Source organism: Telluria sp. LT2P34 (assembly GCF_059685915.1).
This window is the reverse complement of record NZ_JCASIN010000002.1, coordinates 182,871-196,851: the sequence shown is the minus strand read 5'-3', so window position 1 is coordinate 196,851 and position 13,981 is coordinate 182,871. Positions and strand designations below refer to the sequence as shown.

General features: G+C 64.6%; 12 protein-coding genes. 4 read left to right on the top strand and 8 right to left on the bottom strand.

Going from position 1 to position 13,981, the window contains the following annotated elements:
• The first annotated feature begins 16 nt into the window (after nucleotides 1-16).
• Together fliD and AC56KZ_RS06745 are read left to right on the top strand one after the other, a co-directional pair.
• Nucleotides 17-1,399 carry a flagellar filament capping protein FliD gene (gene fliD / locus AC56KZ_RS06750; RefSeq protein WP_497161387.1) on the top strand — a complete coding sequence of 461 codons (1,383 nt, stop codon included), beginning with the start codon at nucleotides 17-19 and terminating at the stop codon, nucleotides 1,397-1,399.
• A 28-nt stretch (nucleotides 1,400-1,427) separates the two neighbouring features.
• A complete protein-coding gene (locus AC56KZ_RS06745; RefSeq protein WP_497161386.1) occupies nucleotides 1,428-2,489 on the top strand; it encodes a glycosyltransferase family 2 protein in 1,062 nt (353 codons plus the stop codon).
• A gap of 13 nt (nucleotides 2,490-2,502) precedes the next feature.
• On the opposite strand, the gene AC56KZ_RS06740 is transcribed toward AC56KZ_RS06745, so the two are convergent.
• The 5 genes from AC56KZ_RS06740 to AC56KZ_RS06720 form a co-directional block, all read right to left on the bottom strand.
• On the bottom strand, nucleotides 2,503-3,990 hold the full coding sequence (locus AC56KZ_RS06740) for a class I SAM-dependent methyltransferase (RefSeq protein ID WP_497161385.1): 1,488 nt from the start codon (nucleotides 3,988-3,990) through the stop codon (nucleotides 2,503-2,505).
• Between the two features lie 15 nt (nucleotides 3,991-4,005).
• On the bottom strand, nucleotides 4,006-5,586 hold the full coding sequence (locus tag AC56KZ_RS06735; protein WP_497161384.1) for a GGDEF domain-containing protein: 1,581 nt from the start codon (nucleotides 5,584-5,586) through the stop codon (nucleotides 4,006-4,008).
• Between the two features lie 137 nt (nucleotides 5,587-5,723).
• Nucleotides 5,724-6,371, bottom strand: coding sequence for a response regulator (locus AC56KZ_RS06730; protein ID WP_497161383.1), 648 nt, complete (start codon nucleotides 6,369-6,371; stop codon nucleotides 5,724-5,726).
• Complete coding sequence (locus AC56KZ_RS06725) at nucleotides 6,368-7,549, bottom strand: sensor histidine kinase (RefSeq protein WP_497161382.1); 1,182 nt, start codon at nucleotides 7,547-7,549, stop codon at nucleotides 6,368-6,370. Before AC56KZ_RS06725 ends, AC56KZ_RS06730 begins: the two co-directional genes overlap by 4 nt.
• Nucleotides 7,546-8,163: a hypothetical protein gene (locus AC56KZ_RS06720; RefSeq protein ID WP_497161381.1), complete on the bottom strand. Its 618-nt coding sequence runs from the start codon at nucleotides 8,161-8,163 to the stop codon at nucleotides 7,546-7,548. The genes AC56KZ_RS06725 and AC56KZ_RS06720 overlap by 4 nt, the downstream gene beginning before the upstream one ends.
• 62 nt (nucleotides 8,164-8,225) lie before the next feature.
• On the opposite strand from AC56KZ_RS06720, the gene greB reads away from it, so the two are divergent.
• Nucleotides 8,226-8,789, top strand: coding sequence for a transcription elongation factor GreB (greB, locus tag AC56KZ_RS06715; protein ID WP_497161380.1), 564 nt, complete (start codon nucleotides 8,226-8,228; stop codon nucleotides 8,787-8,789).
• Nucleotides 8,790-8,835: 46 nt separating this feature from the next.
• Complete coding sequence (locus tag AC56KZ_RS06710) at nucleotides 8,836-9,435, top strand: biliverdin-producing heme oxygenase (RefSeq protein WP_497161379.1); 600 nt, start codon at nucleotides 8,836-8,838, stop codon at nucleotides 9,433-9,435.
• A gap of 67 nt (nucleotides 9,436-9,502) precedes the next feature.
• Here the strand turns inward: AC56KZ_RS06710 and AC56KZ_RS06705 are convergent, their stop codons facing one another.
• The 3 genes from AC56KZ_RS06705 to AC56KZ_RS06695 all read right to left on the bottom strand — a co-directional run bounded on the left by AC56KZ_RS06705 (nucleotide 9,503) and on the right by AC56KZ_RS06695 (nucleotide 13,981).
• On the bottom strand, nucleotides 9,503-10,255 hold the full coding sequence (locus AC56KZ_RS06705; RefSeq protein WP_497161378.1) for a PEP-CTERM sorting domain-containing protein: 753 nt from the start codon (nucleotides 10,253-10,255) through the stop codon (nucleotides 9,503-9,505).
• Nucleotides 10,256-10,614: 359 nt separating this feature from the next.
• Nucleotides 10,615-12,888 (bottom strand): hypothetical protein, encoded by a 2,274-nt coding sequence (locus tag AC56KZ_RS06700; protein ID WP_497161377.1) that lies wholly within the window; start codon nucleotides 12,886-12,888, stop codon nucleotides 10,615-10,617.
• Nucleotides 12,889-12,901: 13 nt separating this feature from the next.
• Nucleotides 12,902-13,981: a LytR C-terminal domain-containing protein gene (locus tag AC56KZ_RS06695; RefSeq protein WP_497161376.1), complete on the bottom strand. Its 1,080-nt coding sequence runs from the start codon at nucleotides 13,979-13,981 to the stop codon at nucleotides 12,902-12,904.

Sequence of the window (13,981 nt, the reverse complement as noted above, 5' to 3'; positions counted from 1 at the left end):
CTGAAGGAGAATTGAGATGGCTATCAGCGCCGCCGGCATGTTATCCGGACTCGACGTCAACGGACTCGTCTCGTCATTGATGTCGGTCGAACGGCAGCCGCTTGCCAACCTGCAGTCCAAGCAAGCGAATTTCAATTCGAAGCTGTCCGCCTTCGGCACCCTGAAAAGCGCGGTGTCGACCTTCCAGACAGCGGTCAAGGCGCTCAGCGGCGACGCATTGCGCGCGCTGACTGCCACCTCGACCAAACCCGACATCGTCGGTATCACGGCCACCAAGGATGGCGGCGCCGCCGCCGGCAGTTATTCGGTCGAAGTGAAGCAGCTGGCGCAAAGCGACAAGCTGGTTTCCAGCGGCATCGCGCCGGGCGGCAAGCTGGAGGGCATCGGCCAGATGTCGATCGTTATCGGTGGCAAACCTACCGAAATCAGCCTGACCGACGCTAGCTTGCAGGGTGTGAGTAATGCCATCAACAAGGCCAATGCGGGCGTCACCGCAACCGTCCTGAACGATGGCACCACTGAGCGCCTCGTCATTACCGGCAACCAGAGCGGCAGCGCGAACAAGATCACCATTTCGGCCAGCGGCAGCCTGGAACGCTTCGCGACGCCCGCCGACCCCGCTCCGGGCATGCCTGAGCCGACCGAGACCGCGACTTCCATGGGGCGCGTACAGGCCGCACAAAACGCGGAGATGAAAATCGACGGCGTCCTGGTCTCGAAACCGTCGAACATCGTGACCGACGCAATCAAGGGCGTCACACTGAACCTGGCGCAGACCAATCTGGGCAGCCCGGTGACCGTGAGCCTGGCCAAAGACAATGCAGCGATCAGCAAGTCGATCTCCGGTTTTGTCGACGCCTACAACGCCCTGGCGACAGCGGTGAAAAAAGAGACGGCCACTGGCGCGGGCACCAAGTCGTCCGCGGTCCTCAACGGTGACGCTTCGGCACGCTCGATCCTGGTCAGCATCCGCGCTGAACTCGGACAGGCGGTGACCGACAGCACCGGTTTGAAGTCGCTGTCCGACATCGGCATTGCGTTCCAGCGCGATGGCACCTTGAAGCTGGAAAAGCCGGCCAAACTCGAAGCGGCCCTGGCGGCGGACTTCGATAGCGTATCGAGCCTGTTTTCGTCCAGCTCCGGCGTTGCCACACGCCTGACCAAGGTTACCGAGGACATGCTCAGTGCGAAAGGCATGTTCCAGAACCGTACCGAGGGCCTGAACGCGTCGATCAGGAACATCGAGGACAGCCGCGAACGCATGGGCCTCCAGTTGGACCAGACCGAAAAGCGCTATCGTGCGCAGTTCACTGCGCTCGACACGATGATGGTCAACATGCAGAGCATGAGCAGCTACATGACGCAGCAGCTGGCCGCGCTGGCCAACAACAATTATTAAAAGTTTCTTCCCCGCCTGATTGCCGACGATGCGCCTCGCCCTTGTCATGATCGTAAAGGACGAGGCCGCACGCATCGCGCGCTGCCTCGATTCGGCCAGGGCGCTGGTCGATGACATCGTCGTGCTCGACACCGGCTCGCTCGACGATACCGCCGCCATCGCCCGCTCTTGCGGCGCCAGGGTGTTTTCCTTTGCCTGGTGCGACGATTTCGCGGCCGCGCGCAACGCCGCGCTGGACCATTCCGACGCCGACTGGAAGCTCGTGCTCGACGCCGACGAGTGGATCGACGCCGCCACGAGCCGTGCCGCGCTGGAAGCGGCGCTCGCGGGCGAGGCCTGCATCGGCACGCTGCCGGTCACGAACGAGTTCGATCTGCAGGGACGGGTGGAAACCTCGGTGCTGTGGCTGCCGCGCCTGCTGCCGCGCGGCGTGGGTTATGCCGGCCGCATACACGAGCAACCGGTCAGCACGCTTCCCCGGCGACGCATTGCCTTGCCCGTGCGCCACGACGGCTACCGGGAAGTCGCGCTCGAACGCAAGCACGGCCGCAACGACACGCTGCTGCGCCGCGCGCTGCTGGACGCGCCGGCCGACCCCTACCTGCTCTACCAGCTCGGCAAGAACGAAGAGGTGTATGGCGCCCATGCGCAGGCGGTCGAGCATTACCTGGCGGCGCTGGCGGGCTGCGCCGACGGGGCTTACCGCCACGACCTGGTGGTGCGTACGCTGTTCTGCCTGAAGCGGGCAGGGCGTCATGGCGACGCCATGCAGCTGGCCGAGGCCGAAATGGTCCACTGGAGCGAATCGCCGGACTTTTATTTCGTGCTCGGCGATGTGCTGCTCGACTGGACTGCCAGCGAGCCGGACAGGGCAGCGGAACTGCTGCCGATGGTGGAGGCGTGCTGGCAGCGCTGCCTCGAAATAGGAGAGCGCGCTGAACTGAGCGGCGCCGTGACGGGGCGCGGCAGTTACCTGGCCGCGCACAACCTGGTGGTGCTGTACGACAACCTCGGCATGGCGGAACAGGCGGCGCCCTACCGCGCTCTGGCAGTGCGCCCGCAGGGCAGGGACGCGCCTGCGCCAGGCTAGCGCGCCGGTCTGCTCAAGTCAGCATGTACGCCGGGTCAACCGTGTCGTCGGGCACACGCAAATCGGCCTGCATCGTGCGCGCCTTGGTACGCTCGCGCAAAGTGGTGGTGACCTTGCGCAGGACCACGCGCATGAAGGCCGCCTCTTCCACACCGCATTTCTTCAGATTCTTGTCCAGGTAATCGAAGTAAGCCAGGTTGAAACGGTGTTCGAACCAGCCGAGATACCAGAACCAGTCGGTGTAGTAGATCCAGGAATTCTCGTTCATGGCCCGCACATGGGTCGGATCCTGCCAGGCCGTGGCCGCATGCTCGTAGGGCACCTCGATCTGGAAAATCCCCTCCTCGCGCAGCAGGCGCAGGCAGTTACCCATCAGGTCTGTCAAATCGCGCACATGTTCCAGCACATTGTCTGCGTGAATATGGTCGACGCTTTCCTCGGCCAGGATGAGCGGGCCGGCGCCTTCGGTCACCGCGGAGAAAGGCAGTGCCAGCGGCGCCGAGAGGTCCAGCACCAGGTCGGGCTCGGCCCGTGCGAGGATGTCGACGTTGAGCCAGCCCTGTTTGTAGTCCTTGCCTGAACCCAGGTTGATGCGGGCCGGCTGCCAGGCCTGCGGCGCGCGGCGGCCATGCTGCTCCTTGCCGGAGTCGACTGCGAATGCCAGCAGCGCAGCGTAGGCATCGATGGGGTCGGCCTGGCGGAAGCGCTCTAGCGCAGCCTGTGCCGTACGGAAGAAGTCGGGCGTGCCGAACTCGTGCGTGAAGAAGGCTTCCAGCCTGTCGTCGGCAAGCCAGTGCACGGCGTCTTCGAACGCGGGGTGCGGCTGGTACTGCGGGGCGCGCTCGGAAACAAGCGGCGTGCCCAGCGACAGGCAATGGGAAGCGCGTGCCTGTTCGAAGCGGCTCGATTCATAGTAGGGGGCATTCAGGACCGCCTTGGCCTGCACGATGAAGCCGTCGCGCTCGGCGCCATACAAGGGACCGTCGAAGGTCGATACCGACACGCCGCATGCCTCGATGCGATCGATCCAGGCGCGACGGCGATCGTTCACGCTGCCGACGAACAGCAGGTCGATCGGCCGGTCTTCGAGCGGGATCGCTTGCGCTGGCGCCAGGTAAGGCGCATACAACAGGGGTACGACCCGGACGTTGCTGCTATCTCCCGCATACGCGGCCAGGTTCAGTCGATCGTAATCGGCGACGGCCGAGGTTTTCAGCAGGTCCATGTAGTCAGGCGTGACCTTGGCGCCCTTGTCGCCGAGCTGCTCGAGATTGATGAAGATGCAGGCGTAGCGTTCGCGCAGTCCCGCATCGAAGCCGGTATGGGCGCCGAAAACGAAATTCACCGCATCGTAGCGCAGCCGGTTCTTGGAAATGCTCACTTGCGCGCCAAGCCGGCGAAACTGGTAGCGGAAGTAGCGTGCCTGGTCGAGCAGGCCGAGCGAGTGGACGTAGCCGGGCGGCTGCTGGATGCACAGGTGAATCGCAGGAAGGGTTTTCATCGTTTTATACCATCCTCATTCGGCCACGACCACCCGGTTCTTGCCGGTCTGCTTGGCCTTGTACATCGCCCGGTCAACGCGCGCCAGCAGCGCCGTTTGTTCCTCGTTCGGCAGGCGCAGCGCAACGCCGGCGGAAAAGGTGATCAGGAGCTTCTCGTTATCGTGCAGGAAGAAATGCTTGGTCAGCTCGCGCTGCAGCCGCACCATGGTCTGCTCGGCCGCCTCGATCGTCGTCTCGGGCAGCACGATCATGAATTCCTCGCCGCCGAAACGGGCGATCACGTCCATCGAGCGCAGCGTCGATTTCACCACCTTGGCCAGGTGGCGCAGGGCGTTGTCGCCCACCAGGTGGCCATAGGTATCGTTCAGGCGCTTGAAGTTGTCGAGGTCGAGCAGGGCCACGCACAGCGGCGTGTTGCGGCGGTCGGAGCGCGCGCTTTCGCGCTCGAAGACGTCGTCCAGCCCGCGCCGGTTGAGGGTTCCGGTCAGCTGGTCTTCGCGCACCAGTTCGCTCATGTGGCGCAACTGCGCTTCCAGGTCGCGGATCTTGCTTTCCGCTTCCTGCACTTCGCGGTGGGCTTCGAGCATGCGGTCGCGCGAGGCCAGCGCCTCGGCCTGGGCATGGCGGGTTTCGCGCAGCACTTCGTCCATCACCTCATTGAGCTCGCCGATATCGCCGGCATGGCGGATGCGTTCGGAAAAGCCGCCCATCTTGGCGTGGAAGTCGCCGCTCGCGGCCGCGGCCAGGCCCAGGCGGTCGATGAAGGTCATCATCATGTTCTTGACGGTGGCCTTCATGTCCGACAGATTGTGCTTGAGCTGGCCCTGCTTGTAGATCACGTCCTTCAGGCTGCGCGTCGCGTCTTCCAGGGCGCGGTGGTCGATCGGGCCGGAAATGAGTTCCTGCACGGCGGCGATCTGGCCGCGCATCCAGCTGTCCTCGTCGAGCAGTTCGCTGACGTTTTCCAGCAGCAGCTTGAACAGGCGCAGCAGCAGTTCCTGCTGTTCGGCGCCGTCGCCGCTGTGCAATTCGATTTGGAAGCACAATTCCTTCAGGCGATTTGCAATTTCCTGCAGCGCCGTGTCGCTGTGCGCAATCTTGACCGCCGTACCCAGCGACTCGGCTTCTTTCGCCAGCAGCGGGCTGGCCGGCAGCAGCGAGGCCAGGGCAAAGGCCAGCGTGCGGCTGAGCAGTTCGCGCAGCAGGCGCGTGTCCTTGCTTTCCGCGCCGTAGGCGACGCCAGGGGGAATCCCGCGTTTCAGGTGTTTCTCGACCAGCTGCGACAGCGCGCGCGCATAGCCGTCCCAATCGCGCTGCTGGACCGCCCGGTTCAGGCGGCGGCCGTAGTCGGCCAGCTCGCCCGGCGTCTCGGTCAGTTGCGTGGCAAAACCGGTCAGCACTTCTTCCGGCGCCGGGCCAGTCAGGGGAAAGGGAGGCGGCGCCGGCGACAGGATGCCGGCGATCTCGTTATAGATATCGCGGTAGGCATCGGGCGTCGGGGCGATCCGGCGCGTCGCCAGGCGCTTGAAGGCTTCCCGGGCAACATCGACGGGATTCGGAGCGGGCGGCGGCGGAGGTGAATTCGGGTTGGACATGATGAAGCACAATGCGTTGGACTAATTATCCTGATGATAAGCAGTTTTTCGCCAACGCATTGCACGAACAGATGGCCAAAACGGTCTTACTTAGGGGCAATGCTTGTTAGTCGCCATGCATACGTGCTCAAGATGCTCTATTCCACCAATTGATTGCGGATGGCGTAATGCGTCAGCTCGGCGCTGGTTTTCAAATGCATCTTCGCCAGCAGGCGGGCGCGGTATTCGCTCACGGTCTTCACCGAGAGCGACAGTTCGCGCGCGATTTCGCTGACCGTCTTGCCTGAGGCGATCATCGTCAGGGTCTGGAACTCGCGGTCCGACAGGCTTTCGTGGGCGGGGGCGTCGTGGTCGGCGCCGACCTGGCTGGCCAGCGCCTGCGCCAGGGTGGCGCTGACGTATTTCTGGCCGCCGGCCACCTGGCGGATCGCCGTGACGAGTTCCTTCGGCGCGCTCTGCTTGGTGAGGTAACCGGCGGCGCCGGCCTTCAGCGCGCGGATCGCGTACTGGTCTTCGCGGTGCATCGACAGCATCAGCACGGCCAGGTCGGGGCGTTCCTGCTTGATTTGTTTCAGTACTTCGATGCCATTCCGGTCGGGCATGGAAATGTCGAGCAGGACGACGTGGCAGCGCGACTTGCGGAACAGTTTGATCGCGTCGAGCCCGTTTTCGGCTTCGCCGGCAACGACGATGTCGCCCTGCTCGGCCAGGATCTGTTTCAGGCCCTCGCGCACGATGGCATGGTCGTCGGCAATGAAAACGCGGATGGTGGCTTTGTCGCTCATTCTTGGCTGGGCTCTTTGCCGGCCGTCGGGGCCAGCCTGATCTTGATGGCCACCATCGTGCCACCTCCGGGCGCCGCCGACAAGGTCAACTTGCCGCCCAGGGCGCGTGCCCGCTCGCTCATGCCGCGCAAACCGAAGGAATGCGGTTTCAGGCGGTCGGCTGGCGCCATGCCGCGCCCGTTGTCGCAGATCGACAGCACCAGGTGCTGGCGCGCGCGGCGCAGGTTGACGGTGACGCGGGTGGCGCCCGCGTGCTTGGCGACATTCGTCAGCGCTTCCTGGAAAATACGGAACAGCGCAGCCGCATGGTCCGGGTCGAGTTCGGCATCGAGATCGAGTTCGCGCTCGGCGCTCTGGAACTGGCAGGCGATGCCCGCGCCTTTTTCGAATTCGCGCGCCTGCCACTCGAGGGCGGCGACGATGCCGAGGTCCAGCGTCGAGGGCCGCAGGTCGAGCGAGATGCGATGCACGGCCTCGATGGTACGGTCGACCAGGTCGTCGAGGTAAGCCGCTTTTTCCAGCAACTGGGGCTGCTCGGGCGGCAGGCGCGCGGCCAGCATCGACAAGGCCATCTTGATGGCGGTCAGGTTGCCGCCCAGGTCGTCGTGGATTTCGCGCGCGATGCGGGCGCGTTCCTGTTCCTTCACCTGTTCGATGTGGTCGGTCAGCTCGGCCAGCCGGGCGCGCGAACGCAAGGCGTCCTGCTGCTCGTTCTTGCTGTCGGTGATGTTGGTCATGATGCCGTCCCACTGCACGGCGCTGCCGTTTCCATCATGATCGGGCGCCGCATGCGGCGTGGCCCGCAAATTAATCCATTTCACGTCCTTCCAGGCGTCGATCCAGATCCTGCCTTCCCAGTTCCAGCTCGACAAGGTGATTTTCGACACCGCCATCGCTTCCAGGTAGCCCTTGCGGTCTTCCGGCAACACCAGGCGCAGGAACAGGTCGGGGTCGGCCTGCAGCGCGGCCGGCTGCACCCCGAGCAGGGGCGCGCAGCCATCGCTCAGGTAGGGAAAGGCGTGGGTGCCGTCGGCGTGCAGCAGGAACTGGTAGACCAGGCCCGGCGTGTGGTTGACGATGGCGTTGAAGCGCGCCTCGTACTGGGCCAATGAGTGGGCCAACGAGTGCGCCAGCTCGGCCGCGGCCGCCGCTTGCGGCGAGCTTGCGTCGGCGCTCATGCATCGTCTCCCGCGCCGGGTTTGCGGCCGCGCCGCCACATCGACACAAAGCGGCGCAGGGCGCGCGCGCTGCGCGTGGCATGGCGGCTGCCGAAGGGAACCGAGGGCCGCAGCTGCTGGCGCAGGCGCCGCAGCGTGCGCCGTGCGCTGGACACCGAGCGGCGCATCAGGCCGAAGGCGGGGCTGGCGAGCAGGCGCGAGATAAACTGGTCTTTGACTGTCATGAAGCGATTGTGCCACCGTGCGAACCAGGCGAGCGCCAGCAAGGAAGGCAGGGTCAGCACATAGATCCTGGCGACGATCACCGCGCCACCGCCCTTGGCGAGAATGAACACGCCGCCGCCCCACAGCACATGGCCCTTCGCCATCGCCAGCAGGGCCAGCAATTTCACCGGCATCAGGATCAGGCCGGGCAGGGCGAACACCAGCAGCGCCCAGTAAGGCGGCAGGCGCCGCACCCGGTCTTCCAGCCACTTCAGCGGGGGCCAGTTGGCCAGGGTGGAGGCGAACCAGTTGCCGACCCGCCACATCCACTCCTCGGCCACCAGCACCAGCGCCGTCACGTAAAACAACGGCGCCAGCAGCAGGCTGCGCGGAAAAGAAGAGGTCGTCATCGCTTCAATGATACGGGAAATCGCGCGGCCCCTCGTGGCTGCGTGGAGCTACAATAAGCCTTATGAATAAAGCATTTGTAAAAGAATCAGACAACGACGACGATGACGCCGTCGCGCTGGCGCAGGCAATTCCCGCCGGCGCCAAGAATTACATCACCCCTGCCGGCTACAAAGCCATCAAGGACGAACTGCTGCAGCTGATCGACGTCGACCGGCCGGAAGTGGTGCGCATCGTGCACTGGGCCGCCTCGAACGGCGACCGCTCGGAAAACGGCGACTACATCTACGGCAAGCGCCGCCTGCGCGAGATCGACCGCCGCATCCGTTTTCTTACCAAGCGCATGGATTCGGCCTTCATCGTCGATCCGAGCGTGCACCACGGGAACGACCAGGTGTATTTCGGCGCCACCGTCGCCTACGTCAACCGGGCCGGCGAGGAGCACACCGTCACCATCGTCGGCATCGACGAGCTCGACCCGCTGCGCGGGCGCATCAGCTGGGTATCGCCGGTGGCGCGCGCGCTGACCAAGGCGCGCGAGGGCGACGTCATCACTTTGCAAACGCCGAATGGCAGCGAAGAACTCGAAATTCTCTCGGTCGACTATCCGGAACCGGTCGCGGACTAACTGTTAAGATGGCGGGCTGTTTTGTTTACCGCACGCCAGGCATGACATGAACCGTTCCATCGACACCGCACGCGAATCCGACGTCCTGGCCGCGCTGCGCCAGGCGACCAACTCGCGCCACGAACAGCTCGACAGCGGCCTGCCGCTGGCCAGCCCCGATGCCACGCTCGCCGATTATGCCCGCCACCTGTGCATGCTGCGCGACTGGCTGACGCCCATGGAAAGCTGGCTTGGCGCATACGGCGACGGCCCGCAGGGCGCGGGCGGCAGCACCATCGCAGCCCACCTCGCACTGATCGGCGGCGACCTCGCCGAACCGTCCCTGGCAGCTTGCCAATCGGGTACGCGCGCCGACATGGGGCCCTGGCCGGCCGGCGCCAGCGCGGCCTACCGCTGGGGCGTGGCCTATGTCGTCGAAGGCTCGCAGCTGGGCGGCGCCGTGCTCTACAAGCGCCTCGCCGCGCAACTGGCGCCCCACCCGCTGCGCTACCTGCGCGGCGCCGGCGCGGGTGGACCCGGCCCGCGCTGGCGCGCCTTCATGGACGCCTTGCGCGCGGAAGTCGGGACCGAGCAGGAAGTGGCCGAGGCCTGCGCCGGCGCCTGCGATGCCTTCGACCGGATCCTGGCCCTGGCCTTCAAGGGGTAAAAGACACGGCCGACGTAAAAATGGCGCCCGCGAGGGCGCCATTTTTCATCCTGCGACAGGAACATTATTACTGCTTGGGAGAGTAGCGACGCCGCAGGAATCCAATCGCCATCATGCCTGCACCGAGCAGTGCGAGTGAGGCCGGCTCCGGAACCTCGTTAGGAGGAACCACGCCGTCCCGGCTGAAGGCGCCCACGTACATGGTTTCTGGCGTTGCGCTGGTCGTGCCGCCCAGGAACTGGAAGCCCCCACCGACCACGCATTGCGAGAGCACTGGACAGAATGCGGCAGCTGCATTGCCCTGGGCGAAGTCCAGGACAAAGCGGTGGTTGCCCGACTGGCCGATACCACCGGTGTCTCCGAGAGTCAGGTCGCCTCCGGTGTAGGCAAAGAGCTGACGCGTGTTGCTCTGTGTATTGAACAGGCTGAGATAGATGTCGGTCAGTGTTGCAGTATTGCCAGGTCCTCCCTCGCTGATATTCACGACAAAGCCGAGCTGGCTTGCACTGGTAAGGCCGGCGATCGCGTTAAGGGTATTAAGGAAGTAGGTGTTGCTGCCTGCATTACCGGAGGTATTGTCACCGCCCAGCAGGCCCATCTGGCAGTCCAGGCTTGGCCTATCCGCGGCTTGACCAGGGACATAGGTTACGCAACCGGACTCGATGCCGCTGTTGTCCTGCACCGTAACGACGGTCGATACTGCGCCGAGTCCGGTGCCAGTACGTTGACTACCGGTTTGATAAATCAGGTCTGCAAATGCTGGTGCGGCGCCAGCTGCTATTGTTGCTCCGAATGCAACTTTCAGGAATATGGATTTCATTGCGAGACTCCCCCTTTAATTACTTAATTAACGAACGGAACTTCGTTGGACGTGCACAGAAAGAGAAGCAATTTGCGAGCCTATGTAAATACATCGAGACTAATCAGTTACTTATATTGGGTAGTTTTGTAACCGAGGAGAGCAGTGTAAAGTAAACCGACAGTTTCCCATTATTATTCTTTCTTCGAATGAATAGTACATAAAGTCAATTTATGCAGAATATTATTCGCAGCAGGAAATAAATTTCGAATAAGCTCTTCAGTATGTAACTAATGGTTGTTGATGAAATGCGCTGCCCCAATGCAGAAGAGCGCCCGGCAGGGCGCTCTTCTAATTAACAATGGTGATTTACGGATTGCTCAGTCGGTGACAGGGTACGAGCGGGTCGTGACAAAGCCCGAAGGTGACGTGACTTTGACGGTGAGGGTGCCGGCGCTGACCGTATTACTGCAATACAGAGGGGGAATTCCAGCTGGCGATGTTTGGCCGGCATCGCTTTGCATCTGCACCGTGTAGATCCATAAAGCCGCGCTTGGATCGGCAGTGTTTGGCACGGTGTAAGAAGGCGCGCTCAGCAGGGTGCCGTTGGATGCCAGGAATTCGATTTTCGTACCCGCCGGCAGGATATTGCCTGGGAGGTCCAGCGGCAGTTGCAGCGGTGGGACGCCGGCCCGATTCAGGGCAAACAATGTCGGGTTGGTGTCGCGGATCGCCAACTGCAGGGTCACAGCGTTGTTCACGAACGGCGTGCCGTTGACGCAGTGGCTCAGTACAATCGACTGCGGCCCGAGCGAATCGATTGCGGCTGCGCTTGTCGACAGTACCTGCACCAGGGCGCCGCGCACATGGGTCACGGGCTTACTGGCAGGACTGTCCTGGCGCAGCACACCGTTATAGATGTTGTCACCGTCTCTATCCCAGAAGCCGCTGGAATTAGAGTCGATAAAAATTTCGCCGGGGGTACGCAAAGCATTCCCACTGGCCCAGCCGTCGTCAGGGGAAAGTGCAGCGGCGCGCGCCGGTTTCCAGTTTGCATTTACGCCCCAGTTGGCCTCGGCGTTGCGATGCGTGATGGCACGGTCGTTGCGGAAGGGCTCACCCAGGTCCTGGAAAGCGTCGCTCGACTGGTAGTACAGGTTCGTGCCATTCGTATCGACAAAACTTTCTTCGCCCAGTGCATAGGCCAGCACCGTCACCCGCCCATCGATCGGGCGTGGGTTGGCCGCGCAGAAGCGCACCGAGCAGAAGCCAGGAATCCCTTTTTGCTGGATCACCGTGCCGTCTGTCAGCGTTGTGTTAACCAAGCCCGTCAGGCAGGAGGCTTCGACTGTGCCGCCCTCGGTGGTGAAGCTGACGGCGGTGCCATCCGGCGCCGGGTTGTTGAAATGGTCGGCCAGCCGCACCGTCATCAGCGACCCGGTCGGCGCCGGGCAGCCGTTGATGTTCATGCCTTCGACATTGAAAACTTCCGTCGACAGGCTGAAGCTGTCCTGGTCGGGCACGCCCGTCGAAATGATCAGCTGGTCGGAGATCGTCGTGAAGGCTGTGCCGGTGATGCTGGCGCGTACGCGCACTGGCGTATTCACCGTTCCTGCGGAAACGATGGCGCTGACGGTGCCGTCCGCCCCGGTCGTGGCGGACAGGTGATTCAGCGCCAGGCCGCCGACACTGGTGGATAGCTCGAAATCGATGCGCTGGCCCGAGACAGGGATGCCATTGCGGTCGAGCAGCTTGAATACCACGATCGACGACTCCTGGCGCCCCGCGCCGCCAGTGCCCTTGAGCGAAATATTCTGCGGCAGCGCCGAGACGAAGGTGAGTTGCCCGGGTTGCGCGGCCTCCACGTTGAGCGTGCCCGATGCCGTGGTCGTCGCGCCGGCCAGCACGGTCGAGGCGGTGATCACGTCCGGCGCGCCGCAGCCCTTGTCGATATAGGACGTCGAAGCGACTCCGGCGACTGTCGTCACGGGCGAACTGATGGTGGCCTTGCCGGCCGTGGCGCAGGGCGAGGTGAACACGACTTCCTGGGCCGGGGCGAAGGGCGTGCCGCCATCGAGCAGCGTCACCGACAGGCTGGCGGTGCCGCCGGCCGGCAGCGACGCCGGGCTGGTGCGCATGGCGCTCATCGTCAGTACGGGGAAGGCCACCGCATAGCTAGCACTGCCGGTGGCGGTGGCGCCGTCGCGCGTGGCGCTGGCGGTGATGGTAAAGGCGCCGGCCTGGCTGCCGGCTGCAATCCCCACCGTGGCCAGGCCGGCGGCGTCGGTGAGGGCGCTGCCCGAGGCAGGCAGCAGCACGGCGCTCTTGTCTGTGCTGGTAAACGTCACGGCAACGCCGGACACGGCCTTGCCGGCGCTGTCCCTGACGACCGCCCTGGCCACGGCAGGCGTCTTCGGCGACACCATGGTGGTCGGCGCGCCGCTCGCGTCGACCAGGGTCAAGGCCAGCGGCGTCGCTCCGGCGACCGCTCCGGGCGCCGCGGTTGCCGTGCAGCCGGGCAGACTAGGGTCGCGGCTAGGGTCGAGGGTGCGGCAGCCGCCCTCGTCGCTGCCGCCACCGCCGCAGGCCGCCAGCACGCCGGCGAGCAGGGCGGCGGCGGTGCCGGTCATGGCGCGATTCGTTGTTGTTTTCATTGGCGCTCCTGGTTCAAGGCAGATCGTTGGTGGAAGTCAGTGCGGGGGACGCCGCCAGCAGGGGCGCGGGGGAGGCTGGCGCCGGACGCAAGGCCTGCGCCAGTGCGGGACCGGCGTCCTTGCCGAGCAGGAGGCGCATGGTGGAGGGCGCTGCGGGCCGGCCCGCGCGCAGGCGGGGCTTGCCGCCGAGCGCCGCCTGCAGCCTGCGCGCTGCCGGCTCGTGGCCGGGACCGTATTCGATCCACGTCGTCGTTTGACCGAAGGGTTGCGCATTCGTGAGGCGGCTGGTGGCGATGCCGCGCGCCGCCAGGGCGCTCTGGAAGCGTTTCGCCAGCCCCGCGGCGCCATGGCCGTTGGCGATTTCGAGCCGGTACGGCGCGCCGGCATCGCCAGCTGGTGCAGGCTCCTTGCGTGGCAGGGCCTCCTGCATTGCAGCGATGCCCGGGGCGCTGCGCAGTTCATAGACATTTGGCGCTGTCATGACCAGTTGCATGCCACCGGTTGTGGGAGCGGCGGGCTGCACAGGCACGGGGGGCGATGCCGGCGCCTCCACGACAGCCGCTGGTGGAACTGGAGCCGCCAATGGCGCCACCGTGGCAAGCGCCGCCACGCCGCGTCTGCCCGCGCCTTCGGCCAGCCGTAAATTGTTGCGGGCGCGCTCGCTGCCGGGCTCGTGCGCAAGCACCGTGCGGAAGGCCTGCGTGGCGGCGGCATAGTCGCCCTCGAGGTAGTACACATAGCCCAGGTTGTTCAGTGCCTGCGCCAGCGTTGGGTACTCCGCGCATACCGCCAGCAGCATGGCTTTGGCCTGGGCCAGCCGCCCCTGCTGCGCATGGATCGCGGCAGCGGCAATGCGCGGCGCCGGCGCCCCCGGGTCGCGTGCGCTGGCATAGGTATAGGCCGTCAGCGCAAGTGCAAGGTCGCCCGCATCCTGGTGATAGCGCCCGAGCCGGTAAAAGCTCGAGGCAAGGTCGCCGCCATGGCGGACCTGCTGCACGGGATGGACCAGCATCTCCAATGGTGGGGGCAAGCCCGCGCAGGAAGACAGCAGGAGCGCGGCTAGCAGGACGGGGGCGACAGGGCGGAGGAGCAT